19 protein-coding genes are annotated in these 16,043 nt (G+C 67.9%); 10 read left to right on the top strand and 9 right to left on the bottom strand.

Annotated features, from left to right (window positions below):
- Window positions 1-121: 121 nt before the first annotated feature.
- From ACIBO2_RS15810 to ACIBO2_RS15800, 3 genes are read right to left on the bottom strand one after another with little or no spacing between them, the layout of a single operon-like run.
- The gene (locus ACIBO2_RS15810; protein WP_397297524.1) at window positions 122-1,162 is read right to left on the bottom strand and encodes a prenyltransferase; all 1,041 of its coding nucleotides are present in this window, start codon (window positions 1,160-1,162) and stop codon (window positions 122-124) included.
- Window positions 1,159-1,875, bottom strand: coding sequence for a class I SAM-dependent methyltransferase (locus tag ACIBO2_RS15805; protein WP_397297522.1), 717 nt, complete (start codon window positions 1,873-1,875; stop codon window positions 1,159-1,161). The genes ACIBO2_RS15810 and ACIBO2_RS15805 overlap by 4 nt, the downstream gene beginning before the upstream one ends.
- A 59-nt stretch (window positions 1,876-1,934) precedes the next feature.
- Window positions 1,935-3,188 carry a glycosyltransferase family 4 protein gene (locus ACIBO2_RS15800; protein ID WP_397297520.1) on the bottom strand — a complete coding sequence of 418 codons (1,254 nt, stop codon included), beginning with the start codon at window positions 3,186-3,188 and terminating at the stop codon, window positions 1,935-1,937.
- A gap of 250 nt (window positions 3,189-3,438) precedes the next feature.
- On the opposite strand from ACIBO2_RS15800, the gene ACIBO2_RS15795 reads away from it, so the two are divergent.
- The 3 genes from ACIBO2_RS15795 (at window position 3,439) to ACIBO2_RS15785 (ending at window position 5,919) form a co-directional block, all read left to right on the top strand.
- Window positions 3,439-4,461 carry a GDP-mannose 4,6-dehydratase gene (locus ACIBO2_RS15795; protein ID WP_397297518.1) on the top strand — a complete coding sequence of 341 codons (1,023 nt, stop codon included), beginning with the start codon at window positions 3,439-3,441 and terminating at the stop codon, window positions 4,459-4,461.
- Window positions 4,462-4,538: 77 nt separating this feature from the next.
- Window positions 4,539-5,096 (top strand): helix-turn-helix domain-containing protein, encoded by a 558-nt coding sequence (locus ACIBO2_RS15790; RefSeq protein WP_397297516.1) that lies wholly within the window; start codon window positions 4,539-4,541, stop codon window positions 5,094-5,096.
- Window positions 5,089-5,919, top strand: a complete 831-nt coding sequence (locus ACIBO2_RS15785) for an SRPBCC family protein (protein ID WP_358539063.1) — start codon at window positions 5,089-5,091, stop codon at window positions 5,917-5,919. Before ACIBO2_RS15790 ends, ACIBO2_RS15785 begins: the two co-directional genes overlap by 8 nt.
- Here the strand turns inward: ACIBO2_RS15785 and ACIBO2_RS15780 are convergent.
- A complete protein-coding gene (locus tag ACIBO2_RS15780) occupies window positions 5,916-6,380 on the bottom strand; it encodes a MarR family transcriptional regulator (protein ID WP_358539066.1) in 465 nt (154 codons plus the stop codon). The two genes, ACIBO2_RS15785 and ACIBO2_RS15780, sit on opposite strands and share 4 nt — an antisense overlap.
- A gap of 85 nt (window positions 6,381-6,465) precedes the next feature.
- On the opposite strand from ACIBO2_RS15780, the gene ACIBO2_RS15775 reads away from it, so the two are divergent.
- Complete coding sequence (locus ACIBO2_RS15775; RefSeq protein ID WP_397297513.1) at window positions 6,466-7,350, top strand: LLM class flavin-dependent oxidoreductase; 885 nt, start codon at window positions 6,466-6,468, stop codon at window positions 7,348-7,350.
- Here the strand turns inward: ACIBO2_RS15775 and ACIBO2_RS15770 are convergent.
- Window positions 7,347-8,303, bottom strand: coding sequence for a methyltransferase domain-containing protein (locus ACIBO2_RS15770; RefSeq protein WP_358539071.1), 957 nt, complete (start codon window positions 8,301-8,303; stop codon window positions 7,347-7,349). The genes ACIBO2_RS15775 and ACIBO2_RS15770 overlap by 4 nt on opposite strands.
- 61 nt (window positions 8,304-8,364) lie before the next feature.
- Between ACIBO2_RS15770 and ACIBO2_RS15765 the strand changes: the two genes are divergently transcribed.
- The gene (locus ACIBO2_RS15765; RefSeq protein ID WP_397297511.1) at window positions 8,365-9,276 is read left to right on the top strand and encodes an endonuclease domain-containing protein; all 912 of its coding nucleotides are present in this window, start codon (window positions 8,365-8,367) and stop codon (window positions 9,274-9,276) included.
- Window positions 9,270-9,875, top strand: coding sequence for an SMI1/KNR4 family protein (locus tag ACIBO2_RS15760; RefSeq protein ID WP_397297509.1), 606 nt, complete (start codon window positions 9,270-9,272; stop codon window positions 9,873-9,875). Before ACIBO2_RS15765 ends, ACIBO2_RS15760 begins: the two co-directional genes overlap by 7 nt.
- A gap of 81 nt (window positions 9,876-9,956) precedes the next feature.
- Here ACIBO2_RS15760 and ACIBO2_RS15755 read toward each other — a convergent pair whose 3' ends face one another.
- The 3 genes from ACIBO2_RS15755 to ACIBO2_RS15745 all read right to left on the bottom strand — a co-directional run bounded on the left by ACIBO2_RS15755 (window position 9,957) and on the right by ACIBO2_RS15745 (window position 11,690).
- On the bottom strand, window positions 9,957-10,250 hold the full coding sequence (locus ACIBO2_RS15755; RefSeq protein ID WP_358539080.1) for a hypothetical protein: 294 nt from the start codon (window positions 10,248-10,250) through the stop codon (window positions 9,957-9,959).
- Window positions 10,243-10,803, bottom strand: coding sequence for an RNA polymerase sigma factor (locus ACIBO2_RS15750; RefSeq protein WP_358539083.1), 561 nt, complete (start codon window positions 10,801-10,803; stop codon window positions 10,243-10,245). The genes ACIBO2_RS15755 and ACIBO2_RS15750 overlap by 8 nt, the downstream gene beginning before the upstream one ends.
- Before the next feature lie 224 nt (window positions 10,804-11,027).
- On the bottom strand, window positions 11,028-11,690 hold the full coding sequence (locus tag ACIBO2_RS15745; RefSeq protein ID WP_397297507.1) for an NADPH-dependent F420 reductase: 663 nt from the start codon (window positions 11,688-11,690) through the stop codon (window positions 11,028-11,030).
- Window positions 11,691-11,791: 101 nt separating this feature from the next.
- Here ACIBO2_RS15745 and ACIBO2_RS15740 point away from each other — a divergent pair, with 101 nt between their 5' ends.
- From ACIBO2_RS15740 to ACIBO2_RS15725, 4 genes are all read left to right on the top strand, one after another.
- Window positions 11,792-12,178 carry a helix-turn-helix domain-containing protein gene (locus ACIBO2_RS15740; protein WP_357949875.1) on the top strand — a complete coding sequence of 129 codons (387 nt, stop codon included), beginning with the start codon at window positions 11,792-11,794 and terminating at the stop codon, window positions 12,176-12,178.
- A 328-nt stretch (window positions 12,179-12,506) separates the two neighbouring features.
- The gene (locus ACIBO2_RS15735; RefSeq protein ID WP_397297504.1) at window positions 12,507-14,093 is read left to right on the top strand and encodes an alpha/beta fold hydrolase; all 1,587 of its coding nucleotides are present in this window, start codon (window positions 12,507-12,509) and stop codon (window positions 14,091-14,093) included.
- A 167-nt stretch (window positions 14,094-14,260) separates the two neighbouring features.
- A complete protein-coding gene (locus ACIBO2_RS15730; RefSeq protein WP_397297502.1) occupies window positions 14,261-15,076 on the top strand; it encodes a class I SAM-dependent methyltransferase in 816 nt (271 codons plus the stop codon).
- A gap of 136 nt (window positions 15,077-15,212) precedes the next feature.
- The gene (locus ACIBO2_RS15725) at window positions 15,213-15,716 is read left to right on the top strand and encodes a GNAT family N-acetyltransferase (protein ID WP_358539093.1); all 504 of its coding nucleotides are present in this window, start codon (window positions 15,213-15,215) and stop codon (window positions 15,714-15,716) included.
- 105 nt (window positions 15,717-15,821) lie between these two features.
- Here the strand turns inward: ACIBO2_RS15725 and ACIBO2_RS15720 are convergent, their stop codons facing one another.
- Window positions 15,822-16,040: a DUF397 domain-containing protein gene (locus tag ACIBO2_RS15720; protein ID WP_358539095.1), complete on the bottom strand. Its 219-nt coding sequence runs from the start codon at window positions 16,038-16,040 to the stop codon at window positions 15,822-15,824.
- Window positions 16,041-16,043: the final 3 nt, after the last annotated feature.

Below are 16,043 nucleotides of genomic sequence, written 5' to 3'. Positions count from 1 at the left end.
TCCCCCGAAGACGCCTCGTACGGCCACTCACGAAGCTAGTAACCCCAATGAGGCGTTCGGCGGCGCCGCTCCGCATTTCCCGGCAAAGAACCCGCAAAAGCCCTTGCGTACCGAGACAAGATCAGGCGCGCGCGGGCGTGCACCCACACAGGTGCGGGTCGGCGGGGGAGACGGAGGGGGCGCTGATGTCGCGGAAGATCCCCGCACCCGGGGAGAAGGCGGACAACGCGTCCGCCGCGAGCACCGCCGCCGCGGCCGTATATCCGCTCCGCTCGTGCGGGAAGTGCCGCTGGTTGACGAACTGCCAGCCCGTCCAGTACGACCCGTCCTCATGGCGCAGATGCTGCATGTCGGCGAACAGCCGGGCGGCCCGGTCGCGGTCGCCCAGCGCGTCGAGGGCCAGCGCCAGCTCGCACGTCTCGGCCCCCGTCACCCACGGCTGGTCCGACACGCACCGGATCCCCAGCCCCGGCACCACGAATGTGCCCCACTCCCGCTCCAGCAGCTCCTCCGCAGCCGGGCCCCGGACGGCGCCGCCGAGCACGGGGTAGTACCAGTCCATGGAGTAGCGGCTCTTGTCGGCGAACGCCTCCGGGTGCGCGGCCAGCACGTGGGCCAGCCGGTCGGCGGCCAGCTCCCAGTGCGGCTGCGGGTCGCCTAAGTGGTCGGCGAGCAGGACGCCGCAACGCAGCCCCTGGTGGATCGACGCGCAGCCGGTGAGCAGCGCGTAGGAGGAGGCCCGGCCATGCGCGTCGCGCTCCCAGACGACCTCGCCGCGCTCGGTCTGGAGCCCCACGACGTAGTCGAGCGCCCGCTTGACCATCGGCCACCTGAGCTCGGTGAGCTCCTGGCTGCCCGTCACCAGGTGATGGTGCCAGACGCCCACCGCGACATAGGCGGCATGGTTCGACTCGCCGCCCTGCTCGGTGGCCACGCCGTCGACCAGCTTCATCGCCCACGAGCCGTCGTCGCGCTGGTGCCGGGCCAGCCAGTCGTAGCCGCGCGCCACGGGGTCGCGCAGGCCCGCCACGCTCATCGCCATCAGGCACTCGACGTGGTTCCACGCGTCGACGTGGCCTTCCGGCCAGGGCACGCCGCCGTCGTCGCTCTGGATCGCCGAGATGCTCAAGGCCGTCCGTACGGCCTCCTCGCGTGAGATCACGCGGCGGGCTTCCTCACGTAGAGCACCACGCTCTTGCCGATGAGCGGGTTGAGCAGGTTCTCGGCCAGCCGGGTGAGCGGCGGGCGCTTCATGATGTCCCAGACCAGCAGCTCGTGGTAGGCCTTGGCGAGCGGGTGGTCGTCGTTGTTGACGCCGACCGCGCACTTGATCCACCAGTACGGGGCGTGCAGGCCGTGGGCGTGATGGTGGGGGCCGATGTCGAAGCCGGTGGACTTCAGCTTGGCTGACAGCTCAGCCAACGTATAAATCCGGACATGTCCGCCGGGGGCCGTGTGATAGTCCTCGTCCAGCGCCCAGCAGATCCGCTCGGGCAGGAAGCTCGGCACGGTGATCGCGGCGGTGCCGCCGGGCTTGAGCACCCGGAAGATCTCCCGCATCGCGGCCATGTCGTCGGGGATGTGCTCCAGCACCTCGGCCGCGATGACCCGGTCGAAGGAGCCCTCCTCGAACGGCATGTCCAGCGCCGTACCCTGAACGGTCTCACCGTCGGCGCCGGGCGGCACCTCACCCGCCTTGTCCATCGCCACGAACATGGCCGCCACGCTGTCCAACTCGGACTGGTCCATGTCGAAGGCGACCACGTCCGCGCCCCGGCGCAGCACCTCGAAGGCGTGCCGGCCGCCGCCGCAACCCAGGTCGAGCACGCGTACGCCGGGCCCGACCGGCAGCCGGGCGAAGTCCACCGTCAGCACTTATCGATCTCCTTGAAGTTCGGTCAGCGGGTACGACGAGTTCAGCGGGTAGGACGAGTTCAGCGGGTAGGACGAGTACGGCGGGCCGCGATGGCCTCGCGATACGCCTCGACGGTTCTCTGGGCGACGACGCGCCAGGTGTAACGCTCCATGACCCGGTCGTATCCGGCCTTGCCCACCCGCTCGCGCTCCTCGGGGGAGTCGTGCAGGCGGCGCAGCACCGCGGCCAGCTCCTCGGGGTCGCCGGGCGCGACCTGGATCGCGGCGTCCCCCACGACCTCGGGCAGCGCCCCGGTACGGCTGGCGACCAGCGGGGTGGCGCAGGCCATGTGCTCGACGGCCGGCAGCGAGAACCCCTCGTACAGCGACGGCACCACGGAGACCTCGGAGGTGGCGATCAGCTCGCCCAGCTCGTCGTCGGAGATGCCGTGCACGAAGCGGACCCGGTCCTGCAGCGACAGCTCCTGTACGAGCTGCTCGGTGGGCCCGCCGGAGGTCGGCTTGCTGACCACCGTGAGGTTGACGTCGCGCTCGGTGGCCAGCTTGGCCACCGCCCGCAGCAGCGTGGCGACGCCCTTCATGGGGGAGTCGGCGCTGGCCACTGCCACGATCGAGCCCTTGCGCCGGGGCTTGTCCGGGCGCGGGTGGAAGTAGCGGGTGTCGACGCCGAGCGGGATCAGGCGCATGTTCGCCTGCGGGACGTTGAAGTCGCGGTGGATGTCGGCCAGCGACGACTCGCTGACGGTCAGGATCGGGCTCAGCCGGGGGGCGACCTTGGCCTGCATCTTCACGAAGGCGTACCAGCGGCGCATGGTCAGCTTCTTGGCGCCGGTGGCGGCCTCCAGCTCGATGCGCCGGTCCACGCTGATCGGGTGGTGGATCGTGCCGACCACCGGGAACAGCTTCTGGATGCCGAGCAGGCCGTAGCCGAGCGTCTGGTTGTCCTGGACGACGTCGAAGTCGCCCACCCGCTTCTTCAGCGCGCGGTGCGCCCGCAGCGTGAACGTCAGCGGCTCGGGGAACCCGGCGGTCCACATGGTGCCGACTTCCAGCCAGTCGATCCAGTCGCGGTACTCGTGCAGCTTCGGCGTCCTGAACGGGTCCTCGTCGCGGTAGAGGTCGAGGCTCGGCACCTTCCGCAGGATCACGCCCTCGTCCAGCTCCGGGTACGGCTGGCCGGAGAACACCTCGACGTGATGGCCCAGGGCGACCAGCTCGCGACTCAGGTGGCGGAGGTAGACGCCCTGGCCACCACAGGTCGGCTTGCTGCGGTAGGACAGCAACGCGATCCGCAGCGTGTCGCTCACGGACACCCCTTTCTAGCCCGGTATGCACCCAGAGATGGGCGTGTACCGTGAAGATGACCTTAGTCCGAGAAGGCTACCATTCGGTAGGTCATCTGGAATTGTTCACAACTGCCGCCAAAGGCCGTGCGAACTGCGATGTTGGCATGACCGAGCGCGGTTCGGTGGAACGTGTTCTAGGGGGCTCTGGTGCTGTATCGAGGCGCTTAGCTGTACATTCCCGTCCAAACGGACGCGGTCGTGATAGTGGGAGGACCCCTTGGCCAGGCGCGCTCTGATCACCGGCATTACCGGCCAGGACGGTTCCTATTTGGCGGAGTACCTGCTCGGTCAGGGGTACGAGGTGTGGGGCCTGGCACGAGGTCAGGCGAACCCGCGCGTGTCGCGGCTGCGCAAGCTGCTGACCGATGTCCAGGTGGTCCGCGGCGACCTGCTCGACCAGGGATCGCTGATCTCGGCCGTGGAACGGGTTCAGCCCGATGAGGTCTACAACCTGGGCGCCATCTCGTTCGTACCCATGTCGTGGGAGCAGGCGGAGCTCACGGCCGAGGTGACCGGGATGGGCGTGCTGCGGATGCTGGAGGCCATCCGGGTGTGCTCGGGTGTGTCGCGTGGCAGCGCCGCCTCCGGCCAGATCCGCTTTTATCAGGCTTCGTCCTCTGAGATGTTCGGCCAGGTCAGCGAGACGCCGCAGACGGAGCGCACCGCCTTCCACCCGCGCTCGCCGTACGGCGTGGCCAAGGCGTACGGGCACTTCCTCACGCAGAACTACCGCGAGTCCTACGGCATGTACGCCGTCTCCGGCATCCTGTTCAACCACGAGTCGCCCCGGCGGGGCGCCGAGTTCGTCACCCGCAAGGTCTCGCTCGGCGTGGCGCGCATCAAACTCGGCCTCGACAGCGAGCTCCGGCTCGGCAATCTGGAGGCCAGGCGGGACTGGGGTTACGCGGGCGACTACGTACGGGCCATGCACCTCATGCTCCAGGCCGGCACCCCCGAGGACTACGTGATCGGCACCGGGCGCATGAAGTCGGTCCGTGAGCTGGTCGAGGCCGCCTTCGCGGCGGCCTCCCTCGACTGGGAGCAGTACGTCGTCACCGACCAGGCCCTGCATCGGCCCGCCGAGGTCGACCTGCTCTGCGCGGACCCGAAGAAGGCCCGGGTGCAGCTCGGCTGGGAGCCGACGATGCCGTTCGACGAGCTGGTGGCGACGATGGTCGAAGCCGACCTGCGCCTGCTGTCGAACGGCGGCGACCCCGACCAGGACAGTTCCTGGCCCTGATCCACCCCCATTGGCAGTGCTCCTTCGAGCATGCCCCATTGACAAAATCCTATTTTACGTAAAGGATTGTTTTTGCGATGAGAGATGTCCTGTATCTGGAACAGATCGAGCAGGCCGAGGCGCTGCTCAAGCCGCAGCGCGTCGAGGTGCTGCGGCAGCTGGCCGAGCCGCGCACCTGCACCGAGGTCGCGGGCCGGCTCGGTCAGACGCCACAGCGCGTCTACTACCACGTCAAACGGCTGGTGGACGCCGGCCTGGTCGACCTGGTGTCGGAGCGCAAGGTGCGCGGCGTCCACGAGGGCATCTACCAGGCCAGCGCTCGGGCGTACTGGCTGTCACCCCGCCTGGTCGGCCGGATCGGCGTGCGCAGGGTGCAGGACGAGCTGAGCCTGGGCTACCTGCTGGACCTCATGGAGGAGGTCCAGGCCGACATCGCGAGCCTCGACAGGACCGCGACGGAGCTGCCGTCTATCGGGCTGTCAGGGGAGATCCACGTGCGCCCCGAGAACCGTCAGGAGTTCCTGCACGAGCTGCAGGGGATGCTGCAGGACCTGTTCACGAGGTACGGCGGAGCGGAAGGTGACGCCTTCAAGCTCGTCGTCGCCTGTTACCCCAAGGGAGATGAACATGAGTGAGCCGATGACCGTCCGCGCCCGCGTCCAGGCACCGGTGAAGGAGGTGCACCACGCGCTGACCGACGCCGCGACGATGCGGCTCTGGCTGGCCGAGCACGCCGAGGTGGAGTTGCCGGAGCGCTACGGGTTCTGGGGTCGCCACACCCCCGAAGGCGACGCGCCCCACCAGCGCCCGCTGCACGTCGACGACCACACGGTGCGCTTCTCCTGGCTGCTGGACGGCGTGGACACCACGGTCGAGTTCGGCCTGGAGGAGGAGAGCCCCGAGACCACCATCGTGTCCGTCTCGCAGACCCACTTCGACTTCCAGGAGGCGCTCACCGAGGCGACGATCCGCGGCGTGATCCAGACGTACTGGTGCCTCATGCTGGCCAACCTGGCCGAGCACTTCGACGGCCGCCCGCTCACCCCGAAGCCCGACTTCACCGCCTCCGACCTGCGGGCGGAGGTGCTGATCGCCGCTTCGGCGGAGAAGGTCTTCGACTCGCTGATCGACTCGGAGTCGGTGACCCGCTGGTTCGGCTTCCCGATCGAGATCGAGCCGCACGTCGGCGGCCGTTTCGCCATGGGCGGGCTGGCGGACAACCCCGACCCGGCGAAGATCGTCGAGCTGGAGCCGGGGCGCCGGCTGTCGATCGACTGGGGCGGCGTCGGGGTCAGCACCTGGGAGCTGGCGGAGTCCGGCGGCAAGACGCGGCTTACGATGGTGCAGAGCGGATTCGACCGCCCGCCGTACGCGGCCTGGCTCGGAACCGTGGCCGGTGTCTCCGAACTGCGCCGCTTCCACGAGGTGGCCGACTGGAGCCCCATCTGGGTGTCCTAGTCGCCCTTCTCTCCCAGATGGGTCAGCACGGTCGTCGCGACGGCCCCCAGGACCTCGATCTGCTCCGGCGTCAGCAGGTCGATGAAGTGGCGGCGTACCGACTCCACATGATCGGGAGCCGCCACCTCGATGGCCCGCATTCCCTCCTCGGTCAGCATGATCACGGCGCCGCGGCCGTCGCTCTCGCACTCCTCACGAGTGACCAGGCCGCGCTGCTCCATCCGTGAGATGTGCCGCGAAAGCCTGCTCTTCGACCACAGCATCCGCTCGGCCAGCTCGGTGAGCCGTCCCCGACGCCCCTCGGCCGACGACAGGGACGACAGCACGTCGTAGTCGGGGGCCGACAACCCCGAGTCGCGCAGCAGATCCCGGCTCACCTGGGCGTCCAGGAGCAACCGCATCCGGCGGTAGCCGAGCCAGGCCCGGAACTCCGCCTCATCCAACCAACGCGGGTCACCCATGCCGCCCAGACTAGCCGGCTTAGTTGACGTGTAACCAACATTGGTTTTAGGTTCCATGTAAACCAAATGCTGGGAGGCGGACGCGATGTCGAGTGGAATGCCGAGTGGAATGTCGGGTGCGATGTTCGGTGTGGGCATCTCGGCCTCGGCGGCTCCCGGCGCCGATCCGGTCGGCGACGCGCGGCTGGCGGAGGAGCTGGGGTTCGACTTCGTCTCGACGTCCGACCACCCGTGCGGGACGTCGCCGACGTACGAGATCTGGACGCTGCTCACCTGGATCGCCGCCGCCACCTCGCGGATCCGCGTCGCCACGCGGGTCCTCGGGGTGCCGTACCGGCCGCCGGCGATGGTGGCCAAGATGGCGGAGTCGCTGCACCGGCTCTCGGGCGGCCGCCTGATCCTGGGGCTCGGCGGCGGCTATTCGGACGAGGAGTTCCGGGCGTTCGGGCTGGGCGTGCCGACGCCGCGGGAGAAGGTGGACGGGATGGTGGAGGCGATCCACATCATGCGCGGGCTGTGGTCGTCTCCGTCGTTCACGTACGAGGGCGGCCGGTATCACACGCTCGACGCCTCGCTGGAGCCCAAGCCTGTGAGCCCGATTCCTATTTGGCTGGGGACGTACGGCAACCGGGCGCTGGCGGCGACCGGGGAACTGGCGGACGGGTGGATCCCTTCGCTGGGGTTCGCGCCGCCTTCGGTGGCGGTGGAGATGCGTTCGCGGGTGCTGGCGTCTGCTGGGCGGGTGGGGCGGGAGGTGGAGTGCGTGTACAACGTGCCGGTTTCGGTCGGCGGGTCCTCGTCCTCCTCTACCGTGGCGGGCTCGTCGGAGGAGGTGGTGGAGAAGCTGCTGGAGTTCGTCCGGCTGGGGTTCACCTCGTTGAACCTCATGCCTGTGGGGGCGGACTTCCGGGGACAGATGGAACGACTCGCGACCGACATCCTTCCGGCATTGCGCGCATTCTCTTCCTAATACCTAAGATCCATCCCAAGCCCGGTAATTCCGGACCGGCTGAGCGTGGCTAGATACCCTCGGAAAATCACGGTTACCTCCCCGCTCCGGAATACCTCCGCAAGCGTGTGGTGGCACCAGTCGCGCGCCTGCTCGGCCCTGTCGTTCCCGCCTGCGATGGCACTGTCCACGTTGACCTGGCCCAGCACATAGCGGAGATAGTCGCCGAGTGTCATCGGTATCGGGATCTCGACGTCGGTGTAGTCGAGCAGGCGCAACCCCGTCCCGGCGAGGCGCAACTCTTGTACAGCCAGTGGCCGCCATCCAGGCGGCGATGGAAACCGCTGCTCGAACGACGTGAACCACGCCGCCAGTGCGTCACCTGTGAGCGAATACCGGCCTTGCGAGAAGTCGTACAGAAGGAAGACCCCATCCGAAGTCAGGACGCGGGCCACCTCGGCGAGGGCCGACGAAAGGTTGGTGTAGTTCAGCGAGCCTGCGGCGGCGACCAGGTCGAACGACGCTGCGGCGAACGGCAGCCTTTCCGCTGCGCCGATGACGAATCGAGCGGATGGCGCGACGGACCGTCGGTGTACAAGCATTCCTGGGACCGGTTCCAGGCCGATTACGCATTCGGCCAATGGAGCGAGCGCGGCAGTAGATACACCGGCACCGCATCCGACATCCAGGGCTCGCCGAACCGGACGCGTTAGGTGAACTGACTTGAGAATTTGCTGATGCACCGGAGGGCGGTCGAAGGCATAGCTTGCCGCCAGCCGTTCGCTGTCATAGACGCTTGGCATGGCTTCTCCGAGATCGACATCGGCTACACAAAGATCATGATTCCCTCGTTGGGAAGGATCGGCCCAGATCGGCGGCGGGCTCTGATCGCGCGGCCGATCTGGGCGGCGGATCAACCTCCCAATGGGCGATCGCTGATCAACTACTCCGTGGCTGTGGGTGATCTGTTTCATCTATCCACAGAATCGGATTCGGCGCCTCTTGCCCATCCTCCGCTCCCTCATTCTGAACGGCGTGAACGAACCCTCGCTGCTCGAACGTGCCCAGCGCATTACGCGGCTGATTCCCCAGGCGGTCGCCTGCCGCCGGACGGCCGCTCACATCTGGGGCCTGCACGTACTGAGCCTCGACACCACCGAAGACGATTGGCCGGTGGAGCTCATAGCTCCCGGCCACCTGGCGATCCCCGGCTGCGTCACCCACGTGACCACTCTGCCCGCCGACGACATCACGGAGTGCAAGGGCGCCCGCCTCACCACCCGGGAGCGCACGGCCCTCGACTGCGTCCGCTGGCTTCCCCGCCTGGAGGCCGTGGCCGCCCTGGACCAGTTCCTCCGGCACGGAGTGGACCTGGAGGCCCTCTGGCACCAGTCCACTTCATGGCATCTCCGCGACACGCTCAGCCTCGCCGACCGGGGTGCCGGTTCGCCCTGGGAGAGCTGGCTACGCGTGATCCTGGTGGACGGCGGCCTTCCCAGACCCACCACCCAGGTCCGCGTTCCTCTGGCGGACGACCGTTTCGCCTACCTCGACCTCGGCTGGCCGGAGTTCCAGGTGGCGGTCGAGTACGACGGTCAGCAACATCACACGTCGCCCGTCGACCAACTCCGTGATGAGCAGCGCCGCGCAGAGTTGCGTGCTCTCGGCTGGCGGGTCATCGTCGTCCGCCGGGACGTCATCCCCGGCCAGACCGCCGACCTGCTCCACCAGGTGGCGGATACCCTCATTCAGCAGGGCTGGCAACCAGGCGCCCGGCAGACGACCCGCATTCTCGCCCGCATCAGAGCCGCCCGCCGACGACGACGGTTACCTGGTACAGGGAGGCCGCCCGTACCAGACCATTCCGGAAGTCTCGTCGTACGTTGTGTGCGGTCAAGGGGGTGCTGGTCTTGGGACGAGCGAGGCAAGGGTGTGTGGGCATGGTGACGGAAGCGTGGGCGCGGATCGAGGAGTGGTTGGCGCGGTATGCCCCGGCCAGCGCGGCCGCGCTGGCGCCGCCCGCCGATCCGGCCGACGTCGCCGCCGCCGAAGCCGCGCTGGGGCTCGCCTTTCCACCTGAGCTCGTCGAGTCGCTGAGCCGCCACGACGGCCAACGCATCTGGGCGAACATCCTGCCCGAAGGGCCGCCGCTGTCGACCGCCGGCATCGTCGACCACTGGCGCGCGTGCATGGACGTCGCCGTGAGCGTCGATGGGCTCACCCCGCACCGGCCGGGCGCCGAACCGTGGTGGCACGAGCGATGGGTACCGTTTGCCGCCGCGGACGGCGATGCGCAGGTGATCGACCTGCGGCCCGGGCCCGAGTATGGCCGGGTCGGCTGGACCGCGCACGACGGCCTCGGCGACTTCGATGCTGCCTGGCCCACGCTCGGCGCCTACCTCACCGAGGTGGCCGACGCGCTCGCCGTGGGTGCTGCGGTGCGTTACTGGGTGCCGTACCTGACGGTCGACGGCGAGCTGTGGTGGAGCACCGAAAATCCGGAGGTTGCGCCCGCGGGTGCCAGGCGTTTTCTCCCAACCCCCTGACCTGGCGCACATCGCCATCCGGTAGAGGCGCCGGGATCCACCTGATTTCCGAGACCGGACGAGTACGTCTGCGGCGCCGGTTTACGAGCTTTCGTCGGCGCGGTGCGATCCAGCAGAGTGGGCCACGGTCAGTTCGCACCGGCCATCTACGCAGGAGCGTCGCACCCGGCCCATCGAAATGGTCTGGATCAAACCGATGGCCCAGCAGGTCGGACACCCTCGCAGAGCGAGCAGACCAGCCGGTGCGAGCAGCAAGCTACCCAGTCCGACCACTGGAATCAGGGCGACCGAACCGACCAGCGCGCCGAATCCCACCAGGCCGCGCACCAGGTGTCGCGGCAAAGAGGCGCTGGCAAAGCTGCGATCGTCAGTCATCGTTGTCTCCCGCGGCTGTGCCAGGTGTGCCCTGCAGCGTGTCGTGCACCGTTGCGCGGGCGCGATGCAGCCGCGACTTCATAGCGGCGGTGCTGAGGCCGAGCGCATCGGCGACAGCCCGTCCGCGATAGCCGAGAACATCTCGCATGATCAAAACGCGCCGCTGATCGGTGGGCAGAGAAGCGATCGCCGAAGCCACCCGGTCGGCTTCCAACCGCTGCAATACCTCATCCTCGGCCGACCACACGGTGACGTCCACGACCGGTTCATGGTGTCGCACCAGCCGCCGCGACCGCCGCAGGCACTCGTTGCGGACGATGCGGAACATCCACGACGCCAGCGCACCGGAGGCCCGCAACGTCCCGATCTTGCGGTACAGAATGATCAATGCCTCCTGCGCGGCGTCTTCAGCATCTTCCGGCGAGGCACATATCGAGTAGGCGAATCGCTGCACATGCGGGTGCGCGCCGGACACCAACGCGGCGATCGACTCGACGTCGCCATCCCGCGCGGCGACGACCAGCTGCTCAACCGGCCAACTCACCTCAGCCACGCGAACGACTCCGCCGACGCAGCACCACGATGGTGCACGCGCACAAGAGCACAGCCGCCACGACGACGATACCAACGAGCATGACAACCTCCTGAACCTGTCCCGACGCTGTTGCCGGGTACAGGTATAAGAGACGCGATCCCCACCAAAGGATTCACCCAGCACCCCAAGACCGGAACTCATCCAAGGGGTGCCCTCTCCTAAAACCCATGAACGGGTCGATGTCATGCGTCAGAGTGGGCGAAGGCCTCCTGAAGGGGCGGCAGCATCTGGCGAGCGTCGTACCCGGCGAACCACAAGCCGACCACGAACACACTCACGGCTTCCAGGTATCGCGCCCGCCTCAGCCCACCTGCCCGTACCGGCTCGAAGCCCAGATCGCTCACCAGACCGGCGACCACCTCCACGGCCCGCTCATCGTCGCCGCACAGGGGCACCCCCAGCCCGCGCCCTGCGTGGGAGGTCCACACCTCCGCGGCGCACATGTTGAACGCCTTGACAACCCCCGCCTCAGGGGCCAGCCTGGTCACCCGCTCGGCCACCGCGTCGTCGGCCAGTAGGAACGAGTTCGGCGCGTCGGTGAACGCGTCAGGCTCGTAGGCGTTGGTGCAGTCGATCAGCGTCCGCCCGGCCAACGCGCCGTCCGCCGCGCCGACCCCGGCGAGAATCCCGTCCACCGACAAGGCCGGTACGGCCAGCAGCAACGCCTCGCCGTGCTCCGCGGCGGCCCGCAGATCACCGCCACAGGCGCCCGCCCCGATCGCCTCGGCCAGCTTGCGCGCCTTCTCCTGCGACCGTGAGCCGACCATCACCTCGTGCCCAACCCGTGCCCAGCCCGATCCCAGCGCCTCGGCCATCTGCCCGGCCCCGAGTATGCCAATACGCATGTCTTTCCCTCTTCCTCGCCTGAACTGCAGCTTCCCGCGAAGACAGTAGGCGTGCCGATAGGCACCTCCAGGTGTCCAACGGATGCGGGAGACTGGCCAATGTGGACCACCACGATGACGCTCCGTTCGAGCCCTACGGCGACTTCGTCGCCGACTGCCCGGCCCGTCTGGCCGTGGACCTGTTCGCCCATGCCTGGCTGCCGGTGGTGGTGTTCGCCCTCAAGGAGGGGCCCATGCGCCCCGGCCGACTCCGCCGGGAGATCGGCGGCATCAGTCAGAAAGTGCTCACTCAGACCCTGCGTCGCATGGAACGCTGTGGCCTGGTCGAACGCCGACGCTATGCCGAAGCCCCGCCGCGGGTGGAGTACGAGCTGACCCAAGCGGGCAAGGACCTGCTGGTGCCGATCCGTGCTCTAGGCGACTGGGCCTTCCGCCACGCCGACACGGTCCTGACCGCCTACGACGACTCCGCCCGCACGGCCGGCTGACCCGCACGGCCAGGCGCCCGCACGGCCGGATCAGCCGACGGGGAAGGTGCTCCATGGAGGCTGGGTCGCGCCGCCGGGTCTGGCTCGTGCCCCTTCACAACGGTCAGCCTGCCTAGCGGCCTACTCAGCGTCCAGACCACACCCGGCCCTAGCTGGGGCAACGTCGCACAATGCCGGATTTCCCCGCCGACGGCATCACGGAGCGCAAGGGCGTCCGCCCACGTCCGGGAAGAAGAGTCCTCTCGGGGCGGTGTCGAAGAGCCTGCGGCCCGGCGGCCATTTTCCTAGAAACAGGAAGGAAACAACCGCTGCGTTACAACTGGTCCGCATGACGTACCGAAGATCACTGACGGCAATGGCACTGGCGCTGGCGGGGCTGGCGGCGCATCCTGCCGCGGCAGGCGCTGCCACTGAGGCCGACCCGAGCGCGAGCGTCACCGCGAACCCCAGCCCGAGCTCCGGCGTATCGTCCGTTCAATGGAAATCCTGCCCGGACTACTCCGATGAGGTGATCCGGAGCCTGCGCGTGACGCAGGAGCAGCTTCCGGCCTTCCGGACGCTGATGAAGCGCCTGGAATGCGGGACGGTCAGTGTCCCGCTGAACCACCGCGAGCCCGGCGGGCGGAAGATCGACATCGCGGTGACCCGGCTGGCCGCCACCGACAAGGCACACCGGCTCGGCGCGACCGCCGTCCTGCCAGGAGGGCCGGGCAACAGCGGATACCTGGACCCGATCCTGCGGGCCGCGCTCAGGAACGAGGAGATGGCCAAGCTCAACGAGCGATACGACATCATCGGCTTCGATCCGCGCGGGGTCGGGTACAGCACCAAGGTCGCCTGCCCCACCTTGCCAGGAGGCCCGCAGGAGCCGGGCGCGCTGACCAAGGAGGCCGCCAGGAAGATCTACGACGGCCAGGTGGCCGCCAACCAGAAGTGCGGACGCTCCGACCCAGCCTTCCTCGGACAGCTCACCACCGGCAACGTGGCCAAGGACCTGGACCTGGTGCGGACCGCACTGGGTGAGCGCAAGCTCAACCTGCTCGGCTTCTCCTGGGGCACCTATCTGGGCATGGTGTACCGCAGCCTGTTCCCCGAGCACACTGCACGGGCCTTCCTGGACAGCGTGGCGCCACCGTGGACCCGTTTCGACGAGCACGTCAAGGACAGCGCGGAGGCGGCTGAGCGTGACTTCGGGCGCATGGCCGCCTGGCTGAGCCGCCGCGATGAGACTTATGGTCTCGGTGCTACCGCCCGGCAGGTGCGCGAGCAGGTGGCCCAGCTGGTGCGCGACTACGACAAGAACCCCAAGACGTACACCGACCTGCCGCGGCCCATCGACGGTTCGGCCGTCGCCGACCTGGCCAAGCGCAACTCGACCGAGTGGGCACGCGCGGGCAAGGCACTGGCCGAACTTCGGACGGCGACGGGCACCACCGCCCCGCCCACCGTCAAGGAGATGCTCAGCGGCGGTCAGATGATGGGGACGCCCGTGCCCGGCGCACCCGAAATGCTGAACATGACCATGAACTGGGCGGTCGCCTGCAACGAGGACAGCAGCCGGGCCGGTTTCGACACCGCCTGGCGTGCCTACCAGGAGCTCGTGAAGCGTCATCCGGCCACCGGCCGGTCCTGGGGACTGGGTGTCATGTGTGCCGGCTGGCCGCTGCCGGTGCAGGAGGCCACGTTGAAGCGGAGCAGCGGGTCGCTGGTACTGGCGGGGCACCTGTATGAGTTCATGTCCGTCTATGACTGGACACTGCAGACGCGGCGCGCCATCGGCGGCACCGTCTACACGGTCGCCGACGACGTGCACGTCTCGACCACCCGGGTACCCGAGTGCGCCGCCGAGGTGGTGCGGTACTTCGAGACGGGCCGGATCGACAGAGGCTGTGAGGGGAGCGCAAATCCGAGCTGATCACCGGTTCTCGGGCGCGGTATTCCCGCAATCAGGATCGTGTGACAGCGTGCCGCCCTGCCGGGCTTACGCCATGGGCGCGTTCGAGTTCCGCACCCCCGGCCAAGCCCGGTTGAAATCATTCACATACTTCACGAAATTCTTGAAATAAGTTTAGTGTAGTTGTCATGAAAGAACCCGAACTCGTCGGAGTGCAGAAGACCCTCAGTCCGGTCCTGAAGGCCAAAGCACTGGACAACCGACTGTCGGATCCGATTCTTGGCGACGAATACGCCGAGCAGGCGATGCGCCGCCTCGACCCCGGCTACGACAGCCGCAGATTCGGCACCAGCCAGATGGGCCTTGCCGCCGTGGTGCGCGCCAAGGCCCACGACGACTGGGCTCGAAGCTTCCTCGCCGATCACCCCGACGCGGTGGTACTGCACCTGGGCTGCGGTCTCGATGCCCGGGTGTACCGGATCGACCCGCCCGCCACCGTCGACTGGTACGACCTGGACTACCCCTCCGTCATCGAACTGCGGCGACAATTCCTGCCACCGCGCGAGCACTACACCCTGATCGACTCCAGCGTCACCGACCTGACCTGGCTGGAACGCATTCCCCGGGGGCGGCCGGTGCTGATGATCGCCGAGGGACTGGTGCCCTACCTGACCGAGGCCGACGTCCGGCGGCTGCTGACCAGCGTCGTCGACGCCTTCCCTAGCGGCCAAATACAGTTCGACACGGTGCCGGTCTGGGCGTGGCGTACCTCGAAATGGGATCCCACGCTGCGCAAATACGGCGCCCAGTTCCACTGCGGCTTCAACGACCCGGCAGAGCCGGCCGATTGGCACCCACGACTCGAATACGTCGACGAGACGCCGATGTACGACGCGCCGGTGCTGATGGCCAAGGCACCCGCGGGCGTACGCCGCATGTACCGCCTCCTGAACCTGCTGCCGGGCCTGAAGCGGTCCACCCGCATCGTGCGGTTCCGCTTCTGACGCGGCCGATGGTTGGTGCTGCGGTCGTCTTTCGCCGCGTTCCATCTGTTCTTGATCGATGGGCTTAGCAGTGCCGTGGTCTCGAGGCTGTCTGCCGCTGGAAGAAACGCAGGCGCCCTCTGGCTAGAGTCGGGCAGTGCCCGAGCTGAAGCAACTGCATGCTCGTCATGCCCCGGCGGTCCTGGCCTTCGAACTGGCGAACCGCGCCTACTTCGCCGCCTCGATCTCTGACCGCGGCGACGACTTCTTCGACCAGTTCACCGACCGGTACAACGCCTTGCTGGCTGAGCAGGAGGCCGGCATCTGTGCTTTCTACGTACTCATCGCCGAGGACGGCTCGGTGCTCGGCAGGTTCAACCTGATCGACATCGAGGATCGCATGGCGAACCTTGGCTACCGGGTGGCGCAGCACGTCGCCGGCCGCGGCGTGGCGACCGCGACCGTTCGGGAGCTGTGCCGGCTGGCGGCGTCGCGGCACGGGCTGCGCACACTACGGGCGGCCACCGCCCACAAGAATGCCGCGTCCCAGAAGGTGCTGACCAAAGCCGGGTTCGTCCTGGTCGGCCCAGCTGACCCGGCCGACCTTGGCGGCAAGCCGGGCAGTTGGTATCAGCGCGACTTGGTGGCACCCCAGTCGTAGACCGTGATCTTGCTGGTGGACCGGCTGTGGGGGAGTTGCGGCCAACCGCTGATCATCGGTGTGAAGACCTGCGAGTGGTGAGGCCTCTTGGGTATGTCCGGCTGCTCAGTCTGAGGGGAGCTCGAACTCCTGCAGGTGGACGCCGCCGGTGAAGGCTCGCCACTCGTCACGCGTGAAGAGCAATGTCGCTCCGTCGGGATTCTTGCTGTCCCGCACGGCTACGCGCTGGCCGATGAAGGCGACCTCTACACACTGGCCGTTGGGGGCGCTGAGGCTGCTCTTGCGCCATTCAGCATCAGGCAGACCAAGCTCTTCACCAGTCATCTC

Source organism: Nonomuraea sp. NPDC050022 (genome assembly GCF_044460705.1).
Classification (GTDB): domain Bacteria; phylum Actinomycetota; class Actinomycetes; order Streptosporangiales; family Streptosporangiaceae; genus Nonomuraea.
This window is presented reverse-complemented; position numbering and strand designations above follow the sequence as displayed.

Coding starts and splice junctions, on each gene's coding strand:
- ACIBO2_RS15745 (WP_397297507.1), bottom strand. CDS start 11,690: ATGCGTATTGGCATACTCGGGGCCGGGCAGATGGCCGAGGCGCTGGGA.
- ACIBO2_RS15755 (WP_358539080.1), bottom strand. CDS start 10,250: ATGACTGACGATCGCAGCTTTGCCAGCGCCTCTTTGCCGCGACACCTG.
- ACIBO2_RS15760 (WP_397297509.1), top strand. CDS start 9,270: ATGGTGACGGAAGCGTGGGCGCGGATCGAGGAGTGGTTGGCGCGGTAT.
- ACIBO2_RS15735 (WP_397297504.1), top strand. CDS start 12,507: ATGACGTACCGAAGATCACTGACGGCAATGGCACTGGCGCTGGCGGGG.
- ACIBO2_RS15770 (WP_358539071.1), bottom strand. CDS start 8,303: ATGAAACAGATCACCCACAGCCACGGAGTAGTTGATCAGCGATCGCCC.
- ACIBO2_RS15775 (WP_397297513.1), top strand. CDS start 6,466: ATGTCGAGTGGAATGCCGAGTGGAATGTCGGGTGCGATGTTCGGTGTG.
- ACIBO2_RS15790 (WP_397297516.1), top strand. CDS start 4,539: ATGAGAGATGTCCTGTATCTGGAACAGATCGAGCAGGCCGAGGCGCTG.
- ACIBO2_RS15780 (WP_358539066.1), bottom strand. CDS start 6,380: ATGGGTGACCCGCGTTGGTTGGATGAGGCGGAGTTCCGGGCCTGGCTC.
- ACIBO2_RS15730 (WP_397297502.1), top strand. CDS start 14,261: ATGAAAGAACCCGAACTCGTCGGAGTGCAGAAGACCCTCAGTCCGGTC.
- ACIBO2_RS15720 (WP_358539095.1), bottom strand. CDS start 16,040: ATGACTGGTGAAGAGCTTGGTCTGCCTGATGCTGAATGGCGCAAGAGC.
- ACIBO2_RS15785 (WP_358539063.1), top strand. CDS start 5,089: ATGAGTGAGCCGATGACCGTCCGCGCCCGCGTCCAGGCACCGGTGAAG.